The 24814-nt window shown below is 40.2% G+C and carries 17 protein-coding genes and 1 pseudogene; 3 read left to right on the top strand and 15 right to left on the bottom strand.

Annotation, left to right across the window (positions count from 1 at the left end):
• Together AB4Z17_RS24625 and AB4Z17_RS24620 are read right to left on the bottom strand one after the other, a co-directional pair.
• Positions 1 to 1565: ABC-F family ATP-binding cassette domain-containing protein (locus AB4Z17_RS24625; protein WP_441962666.1), on the bottom strand; the 1565-nt coding region annotated here is incomplete at its 3' end.
• A 255-nt stretch (positions 1566 to 1820) separates the two neighbouring features.
• Complete coding sequence (locus AB4Z17_RS24620; RefSeq protein ID WP_441962665.1) at positions 1821 to 4964, bottom strand: ATP-binding protein; 3144 nt, start codon at positions 4962 to 4964, stop codon at positions 1821 to 1823.
• Positions 4965 to 5541: 577 nt separating this feature from the next.
• Between AB4Z17_RS24620 and AB4Z17_RS24615 the strand changes: the two genes are divergently transcribed.
• The gene (locus tag AB4Z17_RS24615; RefSeq protein WP_441962663.1) at positions 5542 to 5712 is read left to right on the top strand and encodes a hypothetical protein; all 171 of its coding nucleotides are present in this window, start codon (positions 5542 to 5544) and stop codon (positions 5710 to 5712) included.
• Between the two features lie 71 nt (positions 5713 to 5783).
• Here AB4Z17_RS24615 and AB4Z17_RS24610 read toward each other — a convergent pair whose 3' ends face one another.
• The 13 genes and pseudogenes from AB4Z17_RS24610 to deoB form a co-directional block, all read right to left on the bottom strand.
• Positions 5784 to 6194 (bottom strand): hypothetical protein, encoded by a 411-nt coding sequence (locus AB4Z17_RS24610; protein ID WP_441962661.1) that lies wholly within the window; start codon positions 6192 to 6194, stop codon positions 5784 to 5786.
• 32 nt (positions 6195 to 6226) lie between these two features.
• Positions 6227 to 7315, bottom strand: a complete 1089-nt coding sequence (locus AB4Z17_RS24605; RefSeq protein WP_441962659.1) for a hypothetical protein — start codon at positions 7313 to 7315, stop codon at positions 6227 to 6229.
• 2548 nt (positions 7316 to 9863) lie between these two features.
• A complete protein-coding gene (locus AB4Z17_RS24600; protein ID WP_441962657.1) occupies positions 9864 to 11639 on the bottom strand; it encodes an ORC-CDC6 family AAA ATPase in 1776 nt (591 codons plus the stop codon).
• On the bottom strand, positions 11636 to 12304 hold the full coding sequence (locus tag AB4Z17_RS24595; protein ID WP_441962655.1) for a hypothetical protein: 669 nt from the start codon (positions 12302 to 12304) through the stop codon (positions 11636 to 11638). Before AB4Z17_RS24595 ends, AB4Z17_RS24600 begins: the two co-directional genes overlap by 4 nt.
• 637 nt (positions 12305 to 12941) lie before the next feature.
• On the bottom strand, positions 12942 to 13325 hold the full coding sequence (locus AB4Z17_RS24590; protein WP_441962653.1) for a sulfurtransferase: 384 nt from the start codon (positions 13323 to 13325) through the stop codon (positions 12942 to 12944).
• Between the two features lie 285 nt (positions 13326 to 13610).
• Positions 13611 to 14492 (bottom strand): alpha/beta hydrolase family protein, encoded by an 882-nt coding sequence (locus AB4Z17_RS24585; RefSeq protein WP_441962651.1) that lies wholly within the window; start codon positions 14490 to 14492, stop codon positions 13611 to 13613.
• 111 nt (positions 14493 to 14603) lie between these two features.
• Positions 14604 to 15845 (bottom strand): molybdopterin-dependent oxidoreductase, encoded by a 1242-nt coding sequence (locus AB4Z17_RS24580; RefSeq protein ID WP_441962649.1) that lies wholly within the window; start codon positions 15843 to 15845, stop codon positions 14604 to 14606.
• A gap of 203 nt (positions 15846 to 16048) precedes the next feature.
• Positions 16049 to 17335: an NCS2 family permease gene (locus tag AB4Z17_RS24575; protein ID WP_441962647.1), complete on the bottom strand. Its 1287-nt coding sequence runs from the start codon at positions 17333 to 17335 to the stop codon at positions 16049 to 16051.
• A 14-nt stretch (positions 17336 to 17349) separates the two neighbouring features.
• The gene (locus AB4Z17_RS24570; protein ID WP_441908191.1) at positions 17350 to 18303 is read right to left on the bottom strand and encodes an ABC transporter permease; all 954 of its coding nucleotides are present in this window, start codon (positions 18301 to 18303) and stop codon (positions 17350 to 17352) included.
• 3 nt (positions 18304 to 18306) lie between these two features.
• Positions 18307 to 19377 (bottom strand): ABC transporter permease, encoded by a 1071-nt coding sequence (locus tag AB4Z17_RS24565; protein WP_441962645.1) that lies wholly within the window; start codon positions 19375 to 19377, stop codon positions 18307 to 18309.
• The gene (locus AB4Z17_RS24560) at positions 19370 to 20905 is read right to left on the bottom strand and encodes an ABC transporter ATP-binding protein (protein WP_441877941.1); all 1536 of its coding nucleotides are present in this window, start codon (positions 20903 to 20905) and stop codon (positions 19370 to 19372) included. Before AB4Z17_RS24560 ends, AB4Z17_RS24565 begins: the two co-directional genes overlap by 8 nt.
• 38 nt (positions 20906 to 20943) lie before the next feature.
• Positions 20944 to 21795, bottom strand: a pseudogene (locus tag AB4Z17_RS24555) (BMP family lipoprotein); the annotation flags it as partial.
• A 20-nt stretch (positions 21796 to 21815) separates the two neighbouring features.
• Positions 21816 to 23015 carry a phosphopentomutase gene (deoB, locus tag AB4Z17_RS24550; RefSeq protein ID WP_441962643.1) on the bottom strand — a complete coding sequence of 400 codons (1200 nt, stop codon included), beginning with the start codon at positions 23013 to 23015 and terminating at the stop codon, positions 21816 to 21818.
• A gap of 142 nt (positions 23016 to 23157) precedes the next feature.
• Here deoB and AB4Z17_RS24545 point away from each other — a divergent pair, with 142 nt between their 5' ends.
• Together AB4Z17_RS24545 and deoD are read left to right on the top strand one after the other, a co-directional pair.
• Positions 23158 to 23874 carry a Crp/Fnr family transcriptional regulator gene (locus AB4Z17_RS24545; protein WP_441962641.1) on the top strand — a complete coding sequence of 239 codons (717 nt, stop codon included), beginning with the start codon at positions 23158 to 23160 and terminating at the stop codon, positions 23872 to 23874.
• 186 nt (positions 23875 to 24060) lie between these two features.
• Positions 24061 to 24765, top strand: coding sequence for a purine-nucleoside phosphorylase (gene deoD, locus AB4Z17_RS24540; RefSeq protein ID WP_441962639.1), 705 nt, complete (start codon positions 24061 to 24063; stop codon positions 24763 to 24765).
• The last annotated feature ends 49 nt before the right edge of the window (positions 24766 to 24814 follow it).

Below are 24814 nucleotides of genomic sequence, written 5' to 3'. Positions count from 1 at the left end.
CTCATTTTTCTAATCGACTTATCGTCAATGATTAAAACATAATCCATACCATTTACAACTGTATAGAAATCGTGAGAAATCATGAGAATCGCGCCTTTATAGTCTTCAATTGCTTTCTCCAGTGCGACTTGTGTATAGGTGTCTAAATGGCTTGTCGGTTCATCAAGAAGCAATACGTTTGCTTTACTGGCTGAAACTTTAGCTAATTGAAGCAAGTTTTTTTCTCCACCAGATAAAGCTTCTATCTTTTGATTAACGATTTCTCCTTCAAAACCATAGTTTGAAAGATACGATCTAACCTCATCATACGTTTTAAACCCAGCATCGATGAATTCTTCTAGTATGGTATTAGAATCCTTTAGCATTTCACCTTGAATCTGACTTAAATAAGCCACTTTAACATCAGCATTTATTTCAATTGATTCATCATTATTTTTAAAGATATCTCGGAGTAAAGTCGTTTTCCCGGTTCCGTTTGAACCAATAATGGCTACTTTATCAGTCGATTTTATCTCAAAGTTAACATTTTCTAAAAGCAACTCATCAAAGGCAACACTATAATTATTAACATTTACAACAATGGTGTCTTCCATTTCATTATCAATACCAAAACTAATATTCGGTTGCTTAATAGCAACAAATGGCATTTTAATTCTACGCGCTTCCAATCTTTCTTGAAACCGAACTCTAGCTTTTAATGCTTTCCCTCTAGATGCATGTGAATTATAAGTTGCGATAACTCTAAGATTAACGATTGTTTTATCGTTTCTCTTAATTTCTTCATCATCAGCGATTGCGAGTTCTTGCAACTCAACTTTAGTCTGAAGTAATGAGAAGTTATAATCAATATATCGCCCATCAAACTCTTGGATTTCCGTGTTTTCAAGGTGTATAATTTTGTTGAAACAATGATTCAATAGATAACGGTTGTGCGTAACAACTAGCAGTATTCCTTTGTGAGCATTAATAAGATTTTTAAGTGCATTTAGGTTTTCAAAGTCTAAAAATACATCTGGTTCGTCCATAATCATTAAGTCTGGACTATTAAGCATTTCCTTCATCACTTGAATAAGCTTGAATTCTCCACCACTCAGGTCAGATACCCTAACATCTTTTAGCTTCATGAGGTTTGCTTGATTTAGTTTCTTATTAATGTTGCTTTCAAAATCATCCCCACCGATTGCATCAAATGCGTCTAAAGCGAATTGATACTGTTCTAATAACGAATCAATATCCGCTGATGTTTCCATTTCAGTACAAATAGATGTTATTTCATTTTGTATCTTAATAAATTTTTCGCCTATATATTCAAAAACGGTTGTTTCTTTCGTTTTGTCTAGTTGTGAAAATTGACTTACATACCCTATTTTGCAAGTCGGATCTATTTCTAATTTGCCCTCGAACAAATATCTTTCTGGATCCATCAGTATATCTATCAATGTACTTTTCCCACTGCCACTTGTTCCTATAAAAGCACAGTGTTGTGCCTCTTCTAACGTAAATGAAATGTTATTATATAGTTCTTTTTGCGGAAATGAGAAGGATAAGTTATCAACTTTTATCATAGTATTACCTTTCTTATAACTGAAATGGTGACTATTATTGGATGTATTGAAGAGCATAGATTTTGAGTTTACCTTTGTTAGAGTAACACTGTTTACAATCAACTACAATTGATTTGTATTCCCATCCCTGGGCGGGGGTCAAAGTTCCATGTTGTACAATAAAAACTTGCCGTTACTTATGATACGCTTCAGTTTAACGGGGCTATCGGCGAAAATGCAAAAGGAGCTACTGCGGCATGCTCCTCTTTAAATCACTTATTTATCACCTAGGCTAGCTTTATCCCCGCTATTCAACCTGTTATATACATGAAAAGTTACCTTTGTCCCTATACCTAACGTACTTTTGATATGAAGTCCTGTTCCGAAGTGCCGTTTTAATCGCTGATCCGTATTTATCAATCCGACACCTGAACAACTATTTGCTTTTCTTTCTAATATTCGTTGCAATTGAACTTCGTCCATTCCAACACCATCGTCTTCAACGGTTATCTCTACATGCGTCTCATAGACAGAAATCCGAATAAAAATCTTTCCCCCACGAATGCGCTTCATAACGCCATGTATTATCGCATTTTCAACGAGAGGCTGGATCGTAATAAATGGGACTTTTATTTCCTCGCATCCATCTATCTCCCAAATAACCTGTAACCTTTCTTCAAACCGAACCTTTTCAATATATAGATAAGAACGCACCAGACTTAGCTCCTCTTCGATCGGAACAAGCCCATCCATATTTTGAAATTTAAATTTATTCCTCAGATAATTGCTGAACTCATCGAGCAAATTACGCATCTTATCCAAATTAATATCGCTTAGAGCTGTTACAGCATTCAACGCATTATATAAAAAATGAGGCTGGATTTGCGCTTGCAGCCATGCAGCTTCTAATCGCAGTTGTTCCCGAACAGAATGTTTAATCGTAGTTAGCGCCTCGATTCGCGATTTGATTTCTATTGCTTCCACTGGCTTCGTCACATAATCGTTAGCCCCTGCTATAAAACCGCTCTGAATATCTTTCGGTTGGCTTCTTGCGGTAAGGAGCAATACAGGGAGCTCCGTGAGTGTAAACCGTTCGCGGATCAAACGCGTCAGCTCATAACCGGACATCTGCGGCATCATGATATCGGAGATGACCAGATCCCATTCCTTTGTATCCAGTAAAGCCAACGCTTCTTTACCGCTCGTTGCCATCGTTACCTGATATTCGTCTGGCGGTAGTATGGATTCAAGCACTTGAAGATTGATAGGATCATCATCAACAATTAATAGGTGCGGACGATCGCGATCCATTTCTAGTAAAGTTGGTTGTTTCGCCGCTTGCGGGATTCCCACTTTGTCCAAATCGACGGAGGAGGCAATTTCTTGAATCGCCATAGACTGTAATGTATACGGTTTGAATGAGTTGGATACATCATTTTCTTCTTCCGCTTTCAAGTCTGCTAGCTTTAATGAAAACGTAAATGTTGAGCCTTCTCCTAAAGCAGAGGACACATCTAACGCACCTCCATGAAGCTCAACCAGTTGCTTGCTTATACTTAAACCTAACCCAAAGCCACCTTCAATCATGGTCTCACTCGCGCTCGCTTGCTCGTATGGGCGGAATAGGCGCTTAAGCATGTCCTCGTCCATTCCGATTCCCGTATCGGCAATAACGATATAAGCTCGTCCATCCTTTGCAAAAGCTTGAATCAAAACAACCCCAGCATTCGTATATTTCACAGCATTATGAAGTAAATTGAACACGATTTGGATCACCCTATTCTCATCCGCAATTACTGGAGGGAAATCTTCCGAAATCTGATTTGCAATTTGGACAGACTTTACTTCTGCATTAAATTGCAGCATATTCATTACTCCGGTCACGATTGACTGGATAAATACGGCTCTTTTCTGAAGACGCGGATTGCCTTCCCGTAAACTCATCACATCAATCAAATCGTTCAATATCAATGTCAACCGACGTCCTACGGATAATACCGTTTCAAGCTCCTTAATGCTCCGTTCCTGCAATAAATGCTGTTCCCTTTTTAAAACGGATTGTGACATGTTAAGCATGCTATGCAGCGGATTTTTAAATTCATGCGATGTGTTTGCCAGAAATTGATCCTTATGGTCATTCATTCTTTGCAAGGTTGCAGCAAGCTCTTTGGTCTTCGAATGCATGATAAAGTATCCCTTAAACCATTCAGAGGCTAAACAACCCATCGCAATAATCATATCGAACGGATAGTAGACAAGACTCAAACTGCTATCTATGAAGATAAACGACCAAAGAGAATGGTTCATCAACGCAAGAAGAGAGAAAAGCAGTAAAAGATTGCTCTTTAAACCTTTGATTACTTTTTTAAACATTGTAATCAACGTGATAACTGCAGCAATACCAATTAATAGATAATAAACCGGAAAGAGCATAATCACTTGAGATGGATCTAAAAACAAAGTGATGCCGACAGTCCCTAGATTCATTACTTTATAGACAGGGTACATCCTACGCCAATATGGAAGCTCGCGATGATTCGTACACTGGAGCAAAGCATAGGCTGCCATAATGAGAGCAATGTTCGTTATCCGAAAATCCCAAACACTTCCAATATAAAATATTTGGTGGAACAACTTCTCATCAACACTAAATACACTCGTGATCGTTACACATAATGCAAGCAAACTGAAATAAAGCAGCTTCTTTTCCTTATTTCCTAATAAATACAAAATAAGTGCATAGACTGCATGCATAATGAATATAATCGCTGCCAAAAGCTGCATAGAAACGGAAGCTTTCATCTCTTTGGCAATGGCTTCTTCTGATCCAAATTTAATGGATCGGACAATGCCCCCGCTTCGACCATCCACATAATTTGCCGCCTGAATGACGAGTTCGATTACACCGTTTTCGTCTGCTGTAAAGGTTGTAGAATAAGGTAGATCCTTCGAAATATATTCATCCTTTGTTGTCGCCACCTGTCCGGATTTCATAAGCAATCGACCGTTTACATATAATTCTGATGCCGTGCGTACGCTGAGTACACGAATACTATAATTAAGGTTCTTTGCCGGGTCTACATAAAGACGCAAACGATAAGAACCATACCCGTATGGAGATGGCTTGTCAGCATGCAAAGCTTCACTCCATCCTCCCGGTACCTGAATATGCATTGGCGCATTATCACCTAACAATTGTTGCCGACTACCATCTATTAACCATTGCGAGGGATAAAACTCCCATTCCCCATCAAGTAAGAGAATACTACCATCTTCTGCATTCCAATTGCGCAAATCGAATTGCCCATTATGAATTGACGCCTGCTTGGGATCATGAAACGTTCCCATCCATAAAATGCGCAAACCGGTTAAAACAACTAATATCAACACTAGCAATAATATAATATAGCTCTTTTTCATTTATGTCTATTATATAGCAATACCTACTTGGAGAATTTTAGTTATTCAATTCGGATAGAAAAACAATGAACAAGGCATGTCATTCGACGATATTGATATTTCGCAGGCTGATTTCGCCTTATATGTGATACGGTTCACCGCAGTTAATTTTCAAATCTAAATGTTGAATTTTTGTTGAATTTCCCTTAACAACTTTCATTTGTTGATTCAATGTAACTCTTCGGTCGAGTATTCCAAAAATTGTAATACCGCATAAATAAAGACAATCTACACGATCTAAATACTTTCTGAAGTTGGTAATAGACTTCGTGTTGACCTTCGAACCATTAAAAATACACCACCAAGGTATACAAAACGCATAGTGATGTATTCAAACTTTACCTACTGTTATATGTTGTTCAGCACTTGCTCGTCTCTCGTAGCAACCGGGCTAGAGGAGAACTCCAATCACTCCAGCTTCTTATCCCCTCACGAACCACTATGTTCAGAGGGTTCCAACACCAAAAGATAGGGGCTCGGAGCAGCACGGTGGGAATACCTCCGAAGATATACCAACGCCTATGTGTAGCGATTCACCTTGGCTACACTTAGGAGCACTTCAAGAGCAAGAAGCCCGTGGACGAAGGAGCTGACGAGACAACATGGTTTGAGCCAAGGCGAATCATCCACCTATGGCTGGGTTAAGCCGTATGAAACGCCAACAAAAGGCCAAGTGAAGCAAGGTAGCATCCGGAGATGGATGGGCTGAGGTACAATCCTCGAAAATGTTGTTTGCAGTCTGTTGAAATTTGTTTGCAAATAACAATAACCAAGTCTAGCTTAGAGACCTCTCGCTTCTTTCTTCAACTCGAACATGGATTTATGGAATTTCATTTCTTCAATTGTGTCTTCAGGCAGGATTATTGTTGTCCCCCCGTTAAAATAATACTCCCGTAAATTATCTAAATTTCTCTCGTCTGAACTCAGTAGGGTAATTGGAGTAGCCTCTAGTAGAGCGTTATACGTTGCAGTATTCTTCATATTAAACGCAACGCTGAATTCAAGCGGTCTCCTTCTAGGGTAAGAAAGAATAATGTCTAACTGAGTAATATCCTCGTCGTTACTAAAATAGTTTACAGCTAATTTATAATCTAATTCTTCAGAAGGATCAACACCTGTGATTTCTTTGACGCCCCATACTACTATATTGAATTCGCTATCTATTTGAATAAGTTCAATTGTTCGAGACATGGCTTTACCTCCGTTATTTGCAGTACACTTCTTCAGTCGGCGAGTATTGCTCTAGCATAGTTCATTAACCTAGGTTTAATATTATGCCAATTATCGTGCACGTTTTTTGAATGCTCTGCTACTTTATCGGTAGACGTTACAATAACATCAGAGAAATCTGTTTGTGTTTCAAAGGTAATGTTATACATTTCTTCTGTGTACCGAAACATCTTATCTATTAAGGAAGCATATAGTTCAGCCCCCTCCTTATCCCCCAAATGTACCAAAACACTTATAGGGATTCGTGAACTTAAAGCTTGTCTAACTCTATATGGAAAATACCTTGAAGTGTATAGATTTGTCTCATCTATCTTGATGTTCCCAAGAACTCTATAAAGGCAATGTACTGAAAATAACCAATAAGAGTACATATTCTTTTTACTTAATTGAGGAACTAATGCCGGGAAAGGAAAAGTATCTAAATTCTCTAACATTGAATGAAGATGAGCGGTAAATGCTGATGTTGCAAACGCATCCGCATCCATCTCCAGAGTCTGATAGTCCAATATACTAATTTTCTCAAGAGTCTTTCTTTCTTCTGTCATTTCAAGTGTTTCAACATCACTTTCATTTAGTAGTTGTAAATGTCCATTAAGATGATGACCCATCTCGTGTTGAATGACATATAAAATAGCGAAATAGGACATTAAGAATGCAAGATCCCGGCGTTTCTCGTCAGTAGGACCATTAAAAAATACTGTTTGATTTTCCCCATTATTTATAACGGGATCATAGTGATAACGATAATCACTATACTTAGGTTTACCGACTTCACTAAACACACGTGGATTGGACAACAATTTGTTAAAGGTATCATGTATCTTCACAATTGTTCCGCAATTAATAAAAATATAGTCATTTTTTTTATAAATAAAAGCACTTGCGTTGACTGCATCTGATTCGAGGTAACCAAATACAAGTTTGCGATCATTATTTCCTATCTTCGGAGTCTTGTCATACATTATCTGTGCCATATTCTTATATATTGTGTAATAAGATCTTTCTGAGTAATCGTCTGTGTAAAAAATGGACTTACCTTTTGTCCTAATACGAACTATTTCTGCCAAGCCAATTTCATTCAATGTTTTCCCYCCAACCTAATTAAGTAATCAGTGTAGTTAATACTTCTTTTGATGCAAAACCAAATAAACCAGCAGTTATTGTTGACATTATAGTTAAGCACATTCTTATTATTACTTTAATTACTATTGTAAATATGTTTTTTACAGAGACATAATACATAAAGATTCATACTGAATAAACAGCTGTTGTGATTAAGAATAAAACAGTGTATATAAGATTACCACAATTAAGAAGTTCAGGGTTTTCTGGCTTACTATACTTCTCTTCAACTAAACCACTTCTTCGCAACAACATTGATTGGATCAAGGGCGATAGTGACTTAGCGTTAAAACGGTGTTATCTATTGTTATCTTCTTCGTTGGAAATACCTTTATCTGTCTTCCTTTTATGTCTTTCTAATAAATCCTAATCCATAACATCTAAAATTCTATTCATATTATCTATATTCCATTGATACTCAAAAAAAATTTGCAATAATTTTCTTGAGATTCCCACCAGCTAAGGTCAGGTTTCCACTTCGTATTAGCCAAAACTTTATGTAATTGCTCTATTAATTCCTTAAAAAACCTTATTGCGATATGATAATCTGTTTTATGAAAATATGAGCCCCAATCATGTAGCAAACCATGTTTTGGTGTGCCATCTTCGTTAGTCAAAACATAATTATCTAGTGCATATTCCTTCCCTGCAAATAACTTTAACAGTGTACTGAGCAGATTTATTTCTTAACTTACTCGCTACATTCTCCCACCAGTCCATATCATTCTGATTTTGGATAATTGATGAAATATTTGGTGCTTTCAATAAAGCAGAAATAGATCGATATTTATTATCTAATTTTGTCTTTGATAGTTTTTTTCGAACCATTTTTTTCCTGGTCGAGTACAGCAAGTCTTAAAGTATGCTCTAATAAAGTAGTACAACAAATAATAGAACCATAAAAATTGCTCATTACTAGTGAGGATGCAGCATTTAAATATAGCATATTAATAAATGGTTCAATTCAAGGCAATGGTTGGGGTAATTCTTTGAATAATTTAACTGCATTATCAGTAATTATATCGAAGTAATCAAAGTTAGTTTAAATTTTTATGCTTATGAGTTCTCTCCCAATAATGTTTTTATGGTAACTTCAGCTTTGTTAATTAAACTGGGTAATATTTCAATAGTTTAAAGCAACTGTATCATGTCATTAGGTCCATGAACAGGTCGAATGTATTACGACCATTTATATAAAATGTATTAGAAACAATTATTTGTGGGTGCTTTATTGACCCTGGTAATTTCTCAACATAAAAGATAAATCAACACACCAAAAATTTATGCACGGTTCATCAATAATACTAAAGATAAATTTAATATAATTGAAGATCTAAATATACTTCGAATTCTCATACAACGTTGATTCATCGTTGATTCCAGCATTCTCTACCAACACATGATTGTTTACTTTGTAAATTCAGGGTCTTGTGTCTAAGCTTGCATATCAGGAGTCACTCTCAAAGAAGAGGTCTCATTAATACTTCATTTGATACATGAAGACAGTTTAGAGAAATTTGTTAATTAAGAAATAATTAAAAGACAAGCAGTTGGACATGTTGCTGAAAACAAGCATTTAAAGAAGCAACTAGCTCAATTTAATATTCCCTAAAAGAAGTGAATTTTACATAATATATAAAATTTTATGCAAGATTTCGAATAAAAAAATGAAAGATGAAAAATATGTGAATAGAAAAATGAAACTCATTTAAATATTTTCAATATTATCCATGAGACTTCTTTATATTATATTATTTAGCTTTGATTGGGATATTCTCGAAATGTGTACCTACTTTATAGCACTATACCACTTTTAGTAGTCCTACTTTATTTATATATTGAGAAGGGATTCAATTCACTAAAAATACTCGAAAAGAAAAAAGAGCAGTTATTCAGAATCAATACACCCAGTTAAAACAGGCTGTTAATAGCATCAGAAATGAAATTGAAAAGCTTGAACTTGAACTTGACAGAGTGGGTTGATGTCCTTAAAAAGGATATTTTCTAGAATTCAAACGCATAACTTTAACTAAATAATTCTTAAATCCCATCGTTGACTTAATGTTTACATTATCGGGTGTACCATTGAATAAAAGAAAGAGTGACCAGTTCCACCTCTACGCAACTGATTGCTACACTATATAGTGCTGTATTATAACTTGGACATACCCAGCAACTTAAAATATTTATATGAGCATGTGTTGACTCCTTATTGGCTTCGACACCCACAAGCACAACACAAAGAAATACTTCGCCATATGAGCGATGTATTTCGTGTCACACACTGCTATGCCAATCATGCCTTCTCCTCCTTCTCCATCGCAACCGGATTCTCCTCCACAGAACTCCAATCACTCCTGCTGTTGATTTGCCTATATTATTCCGCCTAAATTAGGACGCTGTACACTGCCCTGTCTCTAACAGCAAGTTAATAGAGGTTAGTTATTTGAATTTCACCGAGCAAAAAAGGCCAAAAAAATTGGCCTGATGCAACAGTAACAAAAAGTTTTATCCCGACATGTATTCAATAGCTGCATTCTTTATTTTTTCTGCTCTTACGTCTTGAATGTATTTCATTCTTATGTCGTCAATCGTAGAATCATAAACTTCGCCTATACTTGAGAACTTTGAAGCCAGTCTTGTTATAATCTTCTCAGATAACTTTAGGTTATCAATACTGTGGCCTCTCAGTATTTTATATAATGATTCGGATTCATCGATTTTGATTTTATTACCACACTTAGGACAATAAGCATAGCTCTCATCATTTGTTTTAAAATCACATTTTGTATTCGAACACTGATGCTCAGTCTCTTGTTTTAGAATTCTTATTAGTTCAGAAAAAACTTGCGTAGCTGCCGAGTATGACTGATTTCTCTCAATAGCTACAGATAATTTACTAACCTCATTGATATCCCTGATAATTAAATCCGAGAACAATATGCTTGGATTGAGCGTTATATAATAGCCGTAATGACTGTGCCCAATGCTCTTTTTGGTATAATCAATCAGTAGAATATTTGAATACGCCAAAACCTCAAACAATTCAGGTATAATATCATACACCGATGTTGATAAGAAAAATCCAGCTGAAAGATGCTTATTTCCTTTTCTTTGTTTATTATTCCATTCTCTAAGATTTGGAATAATAAACTCTTTTGTCAGTTTCTCAGCTTCTTCAATATGTGTTTTATATTTTACGAGACGATTTTTGAGGGTGTTAAATTCTTTCCATTTACTATCTAAGACCTTTCTTATACTATTGATTACACGTTGCATGGGTATGTTCTTTAATTTAAATACACCACTGCTTTCGAGTTCATCTATTATGTGAAATGCAAAACGCGGATTACCATTACTACATACACATATTGTATCAATCACGTCTTGATTAACTGTGAGCTTATTCCAATATTGATCATCATACGCTTGTATTCTCTTTTTAAGTATCTCTTTAATATACTTTACATTTTCTTTATTATTCGGTACCCATTTAATCGTAAGTTCTTTGGCATCTTGTCCTTTTTCAAAGTACTTTCCATAATTAGTAATTCCAGGATATACTGCTGCCTTACATGCAATTTGCGGGTCCCTCAAACTTTTAAAAAATGTAAAAAATTTCTCTTGTTGACTATGAGAAAATACATGTGCTGCTTCATCGAATAGTAACACTATTCTAGACAGATGGAAGTCATCTATTAACGTTTTGAGAAATTTTTTAAAACTACTTGGGTTATCTAAAATTCTACTTAATTCAACAGAAGGGGCCTCTTCTTTTAAGCTACTATTATCATCTAAGTCTCCTGTTTCTAGTAATTCTATATACTTAAATAAAAGGTCAGAATATTGTTGAAAATTGTTACTAGCTTGTCCCCCAAATATGCTTGATAGACGATGGTTTAGTGTATCAATGTTTTTAGGCTTTAGATTAATTAAATGAATCAGAACTTCGTATAAAATTTTACCCATCGTCCACTGTAAAAATGGATCTATGCTTGCATCTACTACCCTAATTCTTTCAAGTCTTATAGATTCCTCAAAACTAATCCATACTCCTAATACACTATCTTTGCTAAAAGTCTCCTTAGCTTTTAAGGCAGCATACTTCATCAGCATGGTTTTACCAATCCCACGACTACCTTCAAAAATATACTGTTCCGAATCCAGAAGTCTCAATATTTTCTCTTGACTATATTCTACAAAGTACTGACGTATAAATTCCTCATCCAAACTTTCAGTTCTATCAGCAATGTAATCTCCTAACGATTTATCTAATGTTTTCATATGCTCACCGTCCCAGTACTTTGTGCCAACTTAACTATTTCTGCATTTGAACTGTCTTTGAAACGTAAAACATACATCATACAAAGAATATTAAGGACTCTATTCAAAAATCCCTCATACGATTTAAATTGCCGTTTGTCATACTTAATCTGTAATCCTTGCTTTTTTGTTAAAGTGTGATACCTTCCGTGAACAATATCACTCAAATCACCGTATATAGCTTTTAAATAAGCACTCACTGAATCAGTTGTAGACTGCAGATTATGAATTTGCTCATAAAAGGTGGCTACGTACTTGGTAGTGAAAAATGAATAATCATTAACTAATGTACTCACATACTTATCTGCCTTAGCGTTAAATTTAATAAACATTTCATACTCAATTTTATGATCAAGATAAAATAATGAGCTACAACCTAACTCTAATACACTTCTTAATGACAATATAGCTTGTCTATAGAATCCAGACGTAGCCGAATAAATAGATGATATAACGTCCGAGGCTAATTCATTCCAAAGTATCCCTACACTTGCGTCAAAAGAAGAGATCTTTTCAAGCAACTCTATCGTAATATCAATCTTTTCAAGAATAAGGTTGAAATCATTATCATCTAAAGACTTCTGTGTTATTTTAATGACTGGTTCTAAAATCTGCTGTTTATACATGATTTTGGTGTAAGACATATAACATCCCCTCTACAAAACTGGTCAATTTATCCATTTTATCATTTTAAACAACTTGTTTCAATTCCTAAAGATGACAATCTTCAGCTGTTGTAGATAGTCACAAAATAAACTACCAACCTTCGTTTTCTCACTTAGGTCTGTCCGTTGGCACGTTGAGAATATATAAGCGCACTCAGTTCGTAGCTTCAAGAGTGATGACTTCGTGTTGGCTCTAAAAAACAAAAAAATACTCCCAAGGTAAGTAACCCTGGGACGATGTATCCAAATATTACATACTATATATTAAAGATATGAGCTGTGTTGACTCATTGTTGATTTTGTTAAGCACATATGAGTTTGTTGATTAAAAACCAAGCATCTCAAGGATAAAGCAGGTGCTGGTTGGCCACTCGAAAGAGGAGGGGTAACCAGCCTTTCTTTGTGTACATATAAAGGGCTGTAAGGTGTATTGGAGATAATACGAGCACATGCTCGGTTTTGTGATTATTTCAAGCGTTTTCTCGATCTGAGTGTTGACTCCTTGTTGACTCCGAGCATAAAAAACACACCGCCATGAGCATTCAGCCCACATGGCGATGTATTCAAATCTCGTATACTACTATACGTCTCTCAACTCTTACTGGTCACCCGTGGCAACGGGATTCCCCTCCACAGAACTCCAATCACTCCATCTCCCCGCATACAGCTTCACATTGCGGAAGCCTGCGTCTTGCAAAGCGAAAACGTTCGGCGTAGCCGTCACGCCTGAGCCGCAATAAACGATAATCTCATCGTCCTGTGACAATCCGTTGAAGCGAAGCTTCTGCTCCTCTGGTGATTTCCAGCTGCCCTCGGCGCGTTTGCCCTCGTTCCAGAAGCGATTGATCGCGCCTGGAATATGTCCAGCCTTAGGATCAAGCGGCTCTACTTCGCCGCGATAGCGAGGGGCTTCACGGGAATCGATGACCACCGTTCCCGCTTTGCCAACTCGTGCCTTTACATCCGCTTGGCTAACCAGCATCTCATCACGAACGTTTACATTAAAATTAATTCCTTCTATTAAAGAAGGGACATCCGTGCTAACCGGATACCCCGCCGCTTGCCAGCCTGCGAATCCGCCTTCTATTAGATAGACCTGTCCATCATGCCCAAGCCATTGCAGCAGTCAGCGCAGACGGGATGCCATCGCGCCGCCTTGATCGTCATATGCGATAACTGTCGTATGATTGCCAATGCCAATCCGTTCAAGAATATTTGCTAGCACCTGCGGCTCCGGCAATGGATGACGACCGCCTTCTCCGCTCTATTACTCCGACGGCCGCTGCAGCAGCAGCGCAAAAAACGCTCCCGTTATTTCAATCGCCTTCTCCAAATCATCCGTCGTCCCTGCAAAAGGATGCACCGCTCCAAAAGTATGGTTCGCTCCTTCCAGCGGTGAAAAACGATGCTGCGGAGCAGCAGCTTGGAGTAGATAATATCCTGTTAGCAATCGTCCAGCATCCCCCGTTCCTTGAATGAATAACACAGGCGTTCGAAGTGACGCCGCTTTAGCTGTGATAGCGAAGCGCATTCGATTCCGATCCAAATCCTCAAAGAACGCAGCGTTAATCGGCATTTCCTGCTTTGTCCTTGCATTCGTCACATAGCCTACCCCATCCCGCAATACCTGCTCGCGGAATTCTTCTTCAAACAGATTGGCCTTCGCTATTCCGTTCCATGTTACTACGCCGCGAATTTCAGGATGCTCGGCTGCGAATATTACGCTATTTCCTCCGCCGCGGCTATGCCCTACTATGAAAATTTGCTGCTTATCCATCTGTTCATCAAGCGGAAGTCTACCCTCGAGCAATGCTGCAAGCACAGCTGACAAATCTTTTTGCTCCTGCGAGTAGGTGTTCATCCCGAACTTATCCAGCTCGTCAAAATCATGTTCATTAACGCCGTTAAACGAAAAGTTGAACGTAATAACAGCAAAGTCCTGACCCGCGAATTGTCCGGCTGCATAAGGGAAGAACGCCCAATCCTTGAACCCTTTAAAACCATGCACAAAGAGGAGGACCGGCTTTCGTCCCCCATCTTCCTTCACTCTTATATCGCCTCTTACATACACTCCCGGGTCCAGTTCCAACGTAAATGTCTGATGCAAAATACTCCCATTACTCAATAACAGCACCTTCCCCGTCACCATATTTCATTCTATAGCAGCTATTCACTCGGTTTATACCATATCTATCTACCCTGATCATATCACCAACGTGCATGATAGAGGCGGAATTACCTGTAAAATAGTACAAAAAAACTACACCCACGCATCGTTCGCATATCCGCGCGCTTCCCAGTACCCCACATGCTCGCCTTTAATCAGCTCAATCCGGTTTAACCATTTTACGGACTTATAGGCATACATTTTCGGTACAATGAGACGAACCGGTCCGCCGAGATCACTCGGGATCGGCTTCCCATCATGCATGACCGCCACCATTACATCATCCATGTCGGCCTGCTCAAGTGTAAGGGTATCTGTATATACGCCATCACCAGAGTAAAGCTTCACCGTCTCCGCACCGGGCTGCACACCCGCCATTTTCAGCAATTCTTTAAGTGGAATACCCTCCCACGTGTTTTTGTAAACCGACCAACCGGTCACACAGTGAAAATCACTGACCTGCACCGTTCGCTTCAGCGCCACAAACTGTTTCCAGTCCCACTTAAACGTCTTATCGACCAACCCATCTATCGTAAAATTCCAATCCGCATTTGTAAAAGAGGGAATTGGCGTTACTGTGTATACACGGAACTGTCCTACGGCTCCGCCACCCGTCGGCGGGGCTGAAGCAGGCAGCGGCTGCGGGGCCGGCAAAAGCATATTTGCATCATTTTCGATCAGCTTATCGATGCTCTGGCTTCCGCCTACACTTCCAAGCGAGTTCCCGAGCCATTTCAGAAAAGAAGGCCCGATCGTAACAGCCAAGCCTATGCCAATTGCACCGCGAATGAACGCTTTGCGCGTATACACCGGCTGAGGCGCTCCCGCTGGATGGATGACGCCCTCTTCCTTCTGCTCGTTTTTGACGGTACGGCGAGTTGGCTCCTTCAGCCATTTGACCCGCGTGATGGAATGATAAATGATATAAGGAAGCCCAACCCATGTAAGGAGATCATGGATGACTAATGCCACATTAGACACGCTTGGCCCGACGGCTCTAAACTGCCACAGCAGCACGCCCGATCCGAACCAGCCCAGCAATAAGCCTAACACGACAAGTACGTTAAATCTTTGCCATGGTTTTTGCTTCAGCTGCTTCCAATGCTTGCCCGCCAGCGCCAGATAATAGACTACAGGCAGGATGGAGGCTATACCAACAACGACATGCGCCCACTTGATCCAAACACGAACCTCCCCAAGAACGCCGCGCCAGAAGCCGCCCACCAGTATAAGCCCGGTTAATGCCAAAATTACGACAATCCAGCCGTTCCAAGCATGCAGCGAAACGAGCTTTTTACCATATCCCTTGCGAAGACGCTCCATCAGTCCACTCATCGGTTAAGCCTCCTCGTAACGTTTTTGTATTACATCTTATATCCATATTATAGCGCTGTTGAGACGCCGATACGACTCTAGCTTAAGCAATAGCTCCCTGTTGATTCAGAGCATAAAAAAATACACCGCTCAAGGCCTATTGCCTACTTAGCGATGTATTTAAATCCTATATATCGTATCTCCACTGTTTCCTTAATTCCCTCTTAAATCGATCCCAAAATAAAATAAAGCAAGAAGAAAAATGCGATGACGTACATCGTTATCGATACTTCTTTCCTTCGGCCTGTGACCAGCTTCAGAATTGGGTAGGCAATGAAACCAAACGCAATCCCGTTCGCGATACTAAAGGATAGCGGCATAATTGCCATCATCAGATAAGCAGGAAAAGCTTCTGTAAAATCATTAAACGGAATTTCCTTAATGCTCTGAAACATAAGGCAGCCAACAATGATGAGTACAGGCGCAATTGCACTGTTTGGGATTATTTTGAAAAGAGGGATCATAAACAAAGCAGGAATAAACAAAATTCCCGTTGTAAATGAGGTTAGCCCCGTTCTCCCGCCTGATGCAATGCYTGTTGCAGACTCAGCTGCTGTTGTCATTGGACTGCAACCCAGAAGCCCTGCACTTATAACCGATACAGAGTTAGCCTGAAAAGACCTGCGGAACTTCGCCTTGTCTGGAAGCATCCCAAGCTGGGCGCCCATATTTTGAAAAATAATGACCATCGATAACGAAAAAACAGCTGTCCAAAAATTAAGCGTGCCGATCCCGCTAAAGTCCAAGGCAAGAAACAACTCTCCGTACCCATTAAAGGAAATACTAAAATCACGTAAAGTTGAAAAATCGACGATACCAAGCAGCGCACCAATGCCTGTACCGGCGATGATGGCAATTAAGAAGCTGCCTTTTACATTTCGCATGAAAAGCGGTATCGCAATCAATAAAGTCAATATCGTCGTTAGGGCATAAGGATCACTGAGCTTCGCTAAAGCAACGAAAGTTCCTTCGCTCGCAACGATGATCCCCCCGTTTTTCAAGCCTAGAAAAGCAATAAAAAGACCAATACCGGCGGTCATGGCGTTAATCATCGACGTCGGGATCGAGCGCGATAGATAGTCGGCCCCTTTCGTTACCGCAGTTAACATAAATACAATACCCGCCAAAAATACAGCTGCAAGTGCTTGCTGCCACGTAAGTCCTAACGAGAATACCAATGTGAAAACAAAAAATGCATTGTCTCCCATCCCAGGGACGAGAATTAACGGTGACTTCGCCCAAAGTGCCATCAGCATACAACCGATAAAAGAGCAGATTACTGTAACAATCGTAGCTGCTTCATAAGGCATGCCGGCTAGCTGCAAGATGGCGCCATTCACCGCAATGATATAGGCAACCGTCATAAATGAAGTTGTTCCTGCAACTAACTCCGTACGTACCGTCGTGTTTTCTTTTTCAATATGGAACATTTTCTGCAATCTACTTCCCAAGTGTATAACCACCTTTATCGTTTCCCAACATCATAGGGTTCCCCTAATGCTTTGGGTGAACGAGCTTTCCCTACTGCTCCAATTAAAACGAGTAATGTTAAGACGTATGGAAACATATAGAAGAACTCATTTGGAATGCTAGCAGCAAAATCAAAGATTTGCAATTGGTCCTTTGCTGCTTGGGCTAAACCAAAAAATAATGAAGCAAGCATCACGCCAATCGGATTCCATTTTCCAAAAATAACAGCCGCAAGCGCAATATAGCCTTGTCCTGAAATGGTATTAAAAGCAAAGTTGCCATTTGAGGTAAGTACAATCGTTGCTCCGCCAAGAGCTGCAAGTGACCCGCTTAAAATAACAGCGATATAGCGCGTGCGATTTACTTTTATTCCAACCGTGTCTGCTGCGCTTGGATGTTCACCAACAGAACGAAGCCTTAGTCCACCTGAGGTCTTAAACAAATAAGTAAATAGGATGATGACTAATGCAATGGCAATATACGTAGTCGGATAGGCATTGAAGAACACATTGCCAATGAACGGAATGTCGCTTAAATAAGGAATCGTCACCTTATGAAATACAGTCGTTAGCAGCGGTGTTTCTGCTGAGCCGTCAAAAAGTAATTTTACGAAAAAGAACGTTGAGCTTGCAGCGAGAATATTGATAACAACCCCGCTTACAACCTGATTCGCTTTAAATGTAATCGAGGCGACCGCATGAATGCTAGAAAAGATAATGGTAAATAGGAAGGCTCCAAGCAAGCCTAACCAAGGGGAGAAACCGCCAAAGCCCGCTATTTCCGCATAATGAGTCGTTATTGCAGAGAAGAAGGCTCCCGATACCATAAACCCTTCCAGTCCAATATTAATGACTCCCGAGCGTTCGGAAATGAGTCCACCGAGTGCAGCAAAGATAAGGGCAGTTGAGAATACGAGCGTCCCATTTAGTAAATTGCCAATTACCTCCATCTGTCACACCTTCTTCTTTGATTTTAGTTTAATCGTCCGGAAAAGCAACTTAACGATTCCTGGTGCAGCAACAAAAAAGATAATAAATGCAATAATCATCCGAATAATTTCGCCTGGCACCTCTGCACCAAAGCTCATGCCTTGTGAACCATAGGTAAGGCCCCCAATCAGGGACGCAGAGAGGAATACGCCAAGTGCGCTATTGCCGCCAAGCAAAGCTACAGCTATACCATCAAAACCTAGACCAGATGAAACCGAGTTGATAGCCACATAGTTGAACACGCCTAACACTTCAAAGGTACCAATCAAACCGCCAAATACGCCTGAAATAAACATGGTACGAACCATAACATTCGAAACCTTCATTCCTGCATATTTTGCAGCATTAGAATTAAGTCCAACTGCCCGCAGCTCATAACCCCATGTGGTCTTGGTTAAATAGATGTGGTAGAAAATTACCGCAATAATCGCAATCACAAATCCCCAGTGGATACGTGCGCCATCCATCAGCTCAGAGAGCCAGCTAATCTGAATACTCGCGGATTCATGAATCAAGGCGGATCGTTGTGTACCTGCTTGCGGCATGAACGTCCGAATAATGTAATTCGCCAAATAAAGCGCAATAAAATTAAGCATGATGCTGGTAATCACTTCATTAATACCACGTTTTGCCTTAATATAACCCACAAGTGCTCCCCACATTCCGCCAAGCAAGGCGCCAACTAGGACAGCCAGCAGCGCATGCAGCACAGGTGGCAGGCTAAACTGTGTGCCTACTATTAATGCGCCGAGCGATCCCATAATAATCTGGCCGTCTACGCCAATATTAAACATGCCAGAACGAAAAGCGATCGCTACGGCCAAGCCGCTCATCATAAGCGGTACAATCGTACGCATAGCTTCTCCAAAATCGTAACGGCTGCCGAATATTTTATCGATTAGCGATTTATAGGCCAGCACGGGGTCGTAGCCGCCAATCCACATAATAATGGCGCCTAATAGCAAACCCATAACAATGGCAACAAGAGGGATAAGTGCAGATTCCCGTTTGAAAATACTCATTATTTTATTCATGGATGCCTTCTCCTTCATGCTTGCCTGCCATCATCATTCCTAATTGCTGATCATTTGTTGTTTCTGGCGTTGTTTCTCCAACAATTTGTCCGCCGAATAGGACCAGAATACGGTCTGCTACATTGAGTATTTCATCCAGCTCAAACGAAATCAGCAAAACAGCCTTGCCTTGATCACGTTCTGCGATTAACTGCTGATGCACAAATTCAATCGCGCCTACGTCCAGCCCTCGCGTGGGCTGAGCCGCAATCAAGACCTGCGGATTTTTATCGATTTCGCGTGCGATAATGATTTTTTGTTGGTTTCCTCCTGACATCGAACGAACGAATGTATCAATGCCTGGTGTGCGTATATCGAACTCGTTCACTAACCGCGTTGCCATGTCATCCATCGTTTTCTTATTAATAAAACCATGCTTGCTTATTTCTGGTTGATAATACGTTTGCAAAATTGTATTTTCACTGACAGAAAAGTCCAGAACGAGTCCATGTTTATGCCGATCCTGCGGAATATGTGACATTCCCGCTTCAGAAATCGTACGCGGAGCAAGATTGGCGATGCTTTTGCCTTGCAGCCAAATTTCACCTGATCGTATGCTTTGCATACCCGTTAATGCTTCGATTAGCTCAGACTGGCCATTGCCATCTACACCAGCAATACCGACAATCTCGCCCGCCCGTACGGAGAAGCTGAGATCATTAACAGCGGCCTTGCCGTTACTGCCTGTAACCACTAAATTTTTCACTTCTAATAACGCTTTTTTCGGGTTAGCTGCTCTTTTGGCAGTTTTAAAATTAACTTCTTTACCGACCATTTTTTCCGCTAATTGCTGCGCATCGCTCGATGCTACTTCCACACTTTCAATTCGCTTACCGCGCCGAATAATGGTGCAAGTATCTGCTATTTCCATAATTTCCTTAAGCTTATGAGTAATGAGGATAATAGACTTGCCCTCAGCCACAAGACGCTTCATAATAGCCAGTAATTCTGTGATCTCTTGCGGAGTTAACACAGCAGTAGGCTCATCAAAGATTAGAATATCTGCTCCGCGGTATAGTGTTTTTAAAATTTCTACGCGCTGCTGCATCCCTACACTGATCGATTCGATGGTTGCCATTGGATCAACATCAAGCTTATAACGTTCAGATAGCTCTTTTACCTTTTTACTTGCTCCTTTAATATCAATCTTCATCCCCTTTTTGGGTTCCATTCCGAGAATGATATTTTCTGTTACTGTAAAAGGCTCTACCAATTTAAAATGCTGATGCACCATCCCAATTCCAAGCTCAATTGCCTTGTTTGGACTATCCATCAGCTCATGCTTCCCATTTACATGAATCTCGCCTTCGTCTGGCTGATATAATCCGAATACGATACTCATTAGGGTGGATTTCCCTGATCCATTTTCCCCGAGCAAAGCATGAATTTCTCCACGCTTTAGCTGCAAGCTAATCGAATCGTTAGCGACTACGCCGGGGAATCTTTTGGTTATCCCTTTCAGCTCTAACACGACATCTGTCTTAGTCATATAAGACCCTCCCCAAAATATTCGTCCCCTCACTCTAGGTAAACAGCCTCATCTACTTTTTTGATCATCGAAGTTAATGTAACATCATCTCCGAAGGTTAAAGATTGATCTTTATCTACGCCAATGACCCATACTTTTCCGCCCTTGCTGTTACGTTCCTTCGCTTCATTAAATACACCATTGCCTGTTAGTCCTGCTGCATGGAATATGATATCTGCACCATCGTTATAGATGGTAGAGGCTGCAGATTTCCCCATATCTACCCGGTTGAATAGCCCTGTATAGTTAACGATCAATTTTGCATCTGGATTTACAGCTTTTATCCCTTCGCGGAAGCCCGCTTCAAATCGTTTAATAACGGGAATATCCATGCCGCCGATAAAGCCGATTTTATTTGTTTTTGTCGTTAAACCTGCGATAACACCAACTAGGAATGAGCCTTCTTGCTCTTTAAAAGAAATAGCGGCTACATTCGGGAGCACAAGGTCAGAATCGACAATTCCAAACATCTTATCTGGATTTTCTTTGGATAGCTGTGTTACTGCATCAGCTAAAGTAAAGGCAGTTGCCCATGTTAAATCATAGTTTGCTTTAACAAATTGATTTAAGTTCGGAACAACATCGCCATCTGTTTTTGGTTCCAGGTACTTCACTTCAAAACCAAAGTCCTTCTTTAATTTCTGCAACGCTTCCCAAGCACTTTGGTTAAAGGATTTGTCATTTACACTGCCAAGGTCAGTAACCATTCCGACTTTCAGCTTTTTAAGCTCTTGTTTATTATCTGTACCTGCAGCCCCTGCGTTACCCGTATCGCTTTTTTGACCGCATGCTGTTATGACTAACGTAAAAATCAGTATTAAAGGCAATAATGCTTTCATTGTTTTTTTCATTGTAAATTCCCCCTAATGTTTTATTCCTCGTTATTGGTTTGTTTTACTAACAAATCCAAGAAGCTTTCCCCGATAGCTGGTTTAGTGACCATGAAATTTTCTGCAATCGTTGCAGCTAAATCAGCAAATGTGTTTCTTATGCCAATAGAAACGCTATCCTTTGCTAACGATGGGCTGTAGATCAAGATGGGTACATATTCACGGGTATGATCCGTTCCTGGCGCGGTTGGGTCGTTGCCGTGATCAGCYGTAATGATTAGTAAATCGTTGCCCTCCATTTGCTGCATAAGCTCTGGTACATACTGATCGAACTCTTCAAGGCAGGCAGCGTATCCTTTAGGATCGCGGCGATGGCCATACAAAGAATCAAAATCAACTAAGTTTGTGAATAACAATCCGTGGAAAGGCCGATTCAGCAGCTTAATCGTTGCCCTGATGCCATCCAAATTGCTCTTTGTCGGATAGGATTCACTAATTCCTTGCCCTGTGAAAATATCGTTGATCTTCCCGACCGAAATAACATCAAGGCCTTCATTCTTCAGATGATCAAGCACGGTTTCTCCAAAAGGCTTGAGTGCATAATCATGCCGATTAGGTGTGCGTTTATAAGCACCCGGCTCACCGATGTAAGGCCTCGCTATGACTCGACCAACTACATAAGGATCATTCAAGGTTAGCTCACGCGCAATTTCACATGCATGATATAGCTCATTTAATGGAATAACATCCTCATGAGCTGCGATTTGGAATACGCTGTCTCCGGAAGTATAAACAATCCATGCGCCCGTTCGGAGCTGCTCTTCTCCATACTCGTCTAAAATTTCAGTTCCAGAAGCCGGCTTGTTTCCAATCACCTTGCGACCGGTCATGGCTTCGAACTTCTCAATCAATTCCGCTGGAAATCCATCGGAATAAACTTGAAAGGGCACCTTTACTTCGAGTCCCATGAGTTCCCAATGACCCGTCATCGTATCTTTGCCTACCGATACCTCCGCCATCTTGCCATAACATGCTAGAGGCTTAACCGCTTTCAAGATGGTAGCCAGTGGTGCAATATTACCTAGACCCAAAGCTGTAAGATTTGGTAATTTCATGTCCGGTACTTGCTCGCAAATATGTCCTAAGGTATGGCTGCCTTCATCTCCGAAAGCTGCAGCGTCCGGTAATGCACCGATACCAACACTATCCAGCACAATCACGCTTATTCGCTCGAATTTCATAAATACACCTCATTTCTCAAAAAAAAGCTAAGGCCATGCATTGCTATTTTCCACCCAATCCATGCTACAATACGTTTCTAGCCGTTTAGCAATCTCTTACCTAAGAGTTGCTTAAATATTGAAATGCGAAAGGAAAATTCTTATGATCGACAACATCTCAGACATCTCGATTTTCTCAGACATTCCTAAGGATGAATGGCAAAAAATAACCCCATTGCTCAAAGAACGACGGTTCAAGAAGAACCATGTTCTAATGTTTGAAAATGACCAAAGTGACGAGGTTTATCTTATTCGCTCAGGTATGATCAAGATTTATCGCATGTACGAAGGAAAAGAAGTCGTTCTGAGTATTACTAGTGCCGGCGATATCATTGGAGAAGTAGAAGCCCTCTCCAGCGACAATCATCGGATCTCATCCATAGAAGCCTTAGAAGACGTCAACGTTTGGCTGCTGTCAAAACGGGATTTCCTGCAGCTCGTGGATCAATATCCTTCCATCCTGCGAAACGCTTACAAAATTCTTGTAGAGCGAACTCGGATGCTCAATCGCATGATTCGTTATTTGACCTTCCATGACGTACGTGGAAAAGTAGTTAATCTCATTATGGATCTCTATTACAACTATGGAGTCGCCAGTGATAACGCATACAAAATCGATTTAAAAATTAATCAATCCTTGTTCGCCAACATGCTCGGAGTGACGCGAGAATCCATCTCCAAAACGCTGGGTGAGTTTCAAGCCGAAGGACTGATCGACATTCGTGATAAGTACTTATACCTCCTTGATAAGGWAATGATAGAATCGATCTGTAATGAAACCGAAGAGCTTCCTGCAATGCGTAAGTGGCATAACATTTAACGATGCCGTGCACCTAATAATACAAATGACAGCGCTTTATTTCCGTTACTGCGCTAACAGTTATTTTGTGAACCAGTTCACAAAAGTATAGTAATCCCTTTAACATAATGTGGATATCGAATCATGCTATGATTCTCATGCATTCTTTTTTGTGATGCACGATAAGAAACATTGGAGGGAATTCACATGAGTTTTCATATTGAAGCAAAGATTGGTGAAATTGCAGAATCCGTCTTATTACCTGGAGATCCGCTGCGTGCAAAGTATATTGCGGAGACCTTCCTCGAAAATGTCGTCTGTTACAACAATGTCCGTGGCATGTTAGGCTTTACAGGCACATATAAGGGCAACCGAGTATCGATTCAAGGTACAGGAATGGGTATGCCTTCTGCGTCCATATATATTCAAGAATTGATCAACGATTATGGTGCCAAAAATCTCGTTCGTATCGGAACATGCGGCGCTATTCAAAATGATGTGAATCTCCGCGATGTTCTTATTGCGCAAGCAGCGGCTACCGATTCGGCTATCATTCGCAACCAATTCCCTGGGTTTGACTTCCCTCAGATTGGAAACTTTGATCTAATTAAGACCGCTTATGAAATTGGAGAGGCCAAAGGCCTTAACCTGCGCGTAGGTAACGTGCTGTCTTCTGATGTTTTCTACACGGAAGACAAAGATGCTGTGACCAAGCTAGGCCGCCATGGCGTATTGGCAGTAGAAATGGAAACAGCCGCACTTTATTATTTAACAGTTAAATTCGGCGTAAGAGGTCTCAGCCTCCTAACGGTAAGTGATCATATTCTCACTGGAGAACAAACGACTGCACAAGAGAGACAAACGACCTTCAACGATATGATTGAAGTCGCACTAGAAACTGTAGCTAAATAGATCTTTTACTAATAATCAGAAACCTGTCACAGCTCAGCAACCTATACAT

The sequence above is a fragment of the Paenibacillus sp. TAF43_2 genome (assembly GCF_052113545.1).
Lineage (GTDB): Bacteria > Bacillota > Bacilli > Paenibacillales > Paenibacillaceae > Pristimantibacillus.
Note: the sequence above shows the minus strand (reverse complement) of the source record. Positions and strands in the feature narration are given on the sequence as shown.

What these genes read in the sequence shown, in the direction of transcription:
- AB4Z17_RS24570 (WP_441908191.1), bottom strand. Translation starts at nt 18,303, where the DNA reads ATGGAGGTAATTGGCAATTTACTAAATGGGACGCTCGTATTCTCAACT.
- AB4Z17_RS24560 (WP_441877941.1), bottom strand. Translation starts at nt 20,905, where the DNA reads ATGACTAAGACAGATGTCGTGTTAGAGCTGAAAGGGATAACCAAAAGA.
- AB4Z17_RS24600 (WP_441962657.1), bottom strand. Translation starts at nt 11,639, where the DNA reads ATGAAAACATTAGATAAATCGTTAGGAGATTACATTGCTGATAGAACT.
- AB4Z17_RS24580 (WP_441962649.1), bottom strand. Translation starts at nt 15,845, where the DNA reads ATGAGTGGACTGATGGAGCGTCTTCGCAAGGGATATGGTAAAAAGCTC.
- AB4Z17_RS24610 (WP_441962661.1), bottom strand. Translation starts at nt 6,194, where the DNA reads ATGTCTCGAACAATTGAACTTATTCAAATAGATAGCGAATTCAATATA.
- AB4Z17_RS24585 (WP_441962651.1), bottom strand. Translation starts at nt 14,492, where the DNA reads ATGGTGACGGGGAAGGTGCTGTTATTGAGTAATGGGAGTATTTTGCAT.
- AB4Z17_RS24590 (WP_441962653.1), bottom strand. Translation starts at nt 13,325, where the DNA reads ATGCTGGTTAGCCAAGCGGATGTAAAGGCACGAGTTGGCAAAGCGGGA.
- AB4Z17_RS24565 (WP_441962645.1), bottom strand. Translation starts at nt 19,377, where the DNA reads ATGAATAAAATAATGAGTATTTTCAAACGGGAATCTGCACTTATCCCT.
- deoD (WP_441962639.1), top strand. Translation starts at nt 24,061, where the DNA reads ATGAGTTTTCATATTGAAGCAAAGATTGGTGAAATTGCAGAATCCGTC.
- AB4Z17_RS24595 (WP_441962655.1), bottom strand. Translation starts at nt 12,304, where the DNA reads ATGTATAAACAGCAGATTTTAGAACCAGTCATTAAAATAACACAGAAG.
- AB4Z17_RS24620 (WP_441962665.1), bottom strand. Translation starts at nt 4,964, where the DNA reads ATGAAAAAGAGCTATATTATATTATTGCTAGTGTTGATATTAGTTGTT.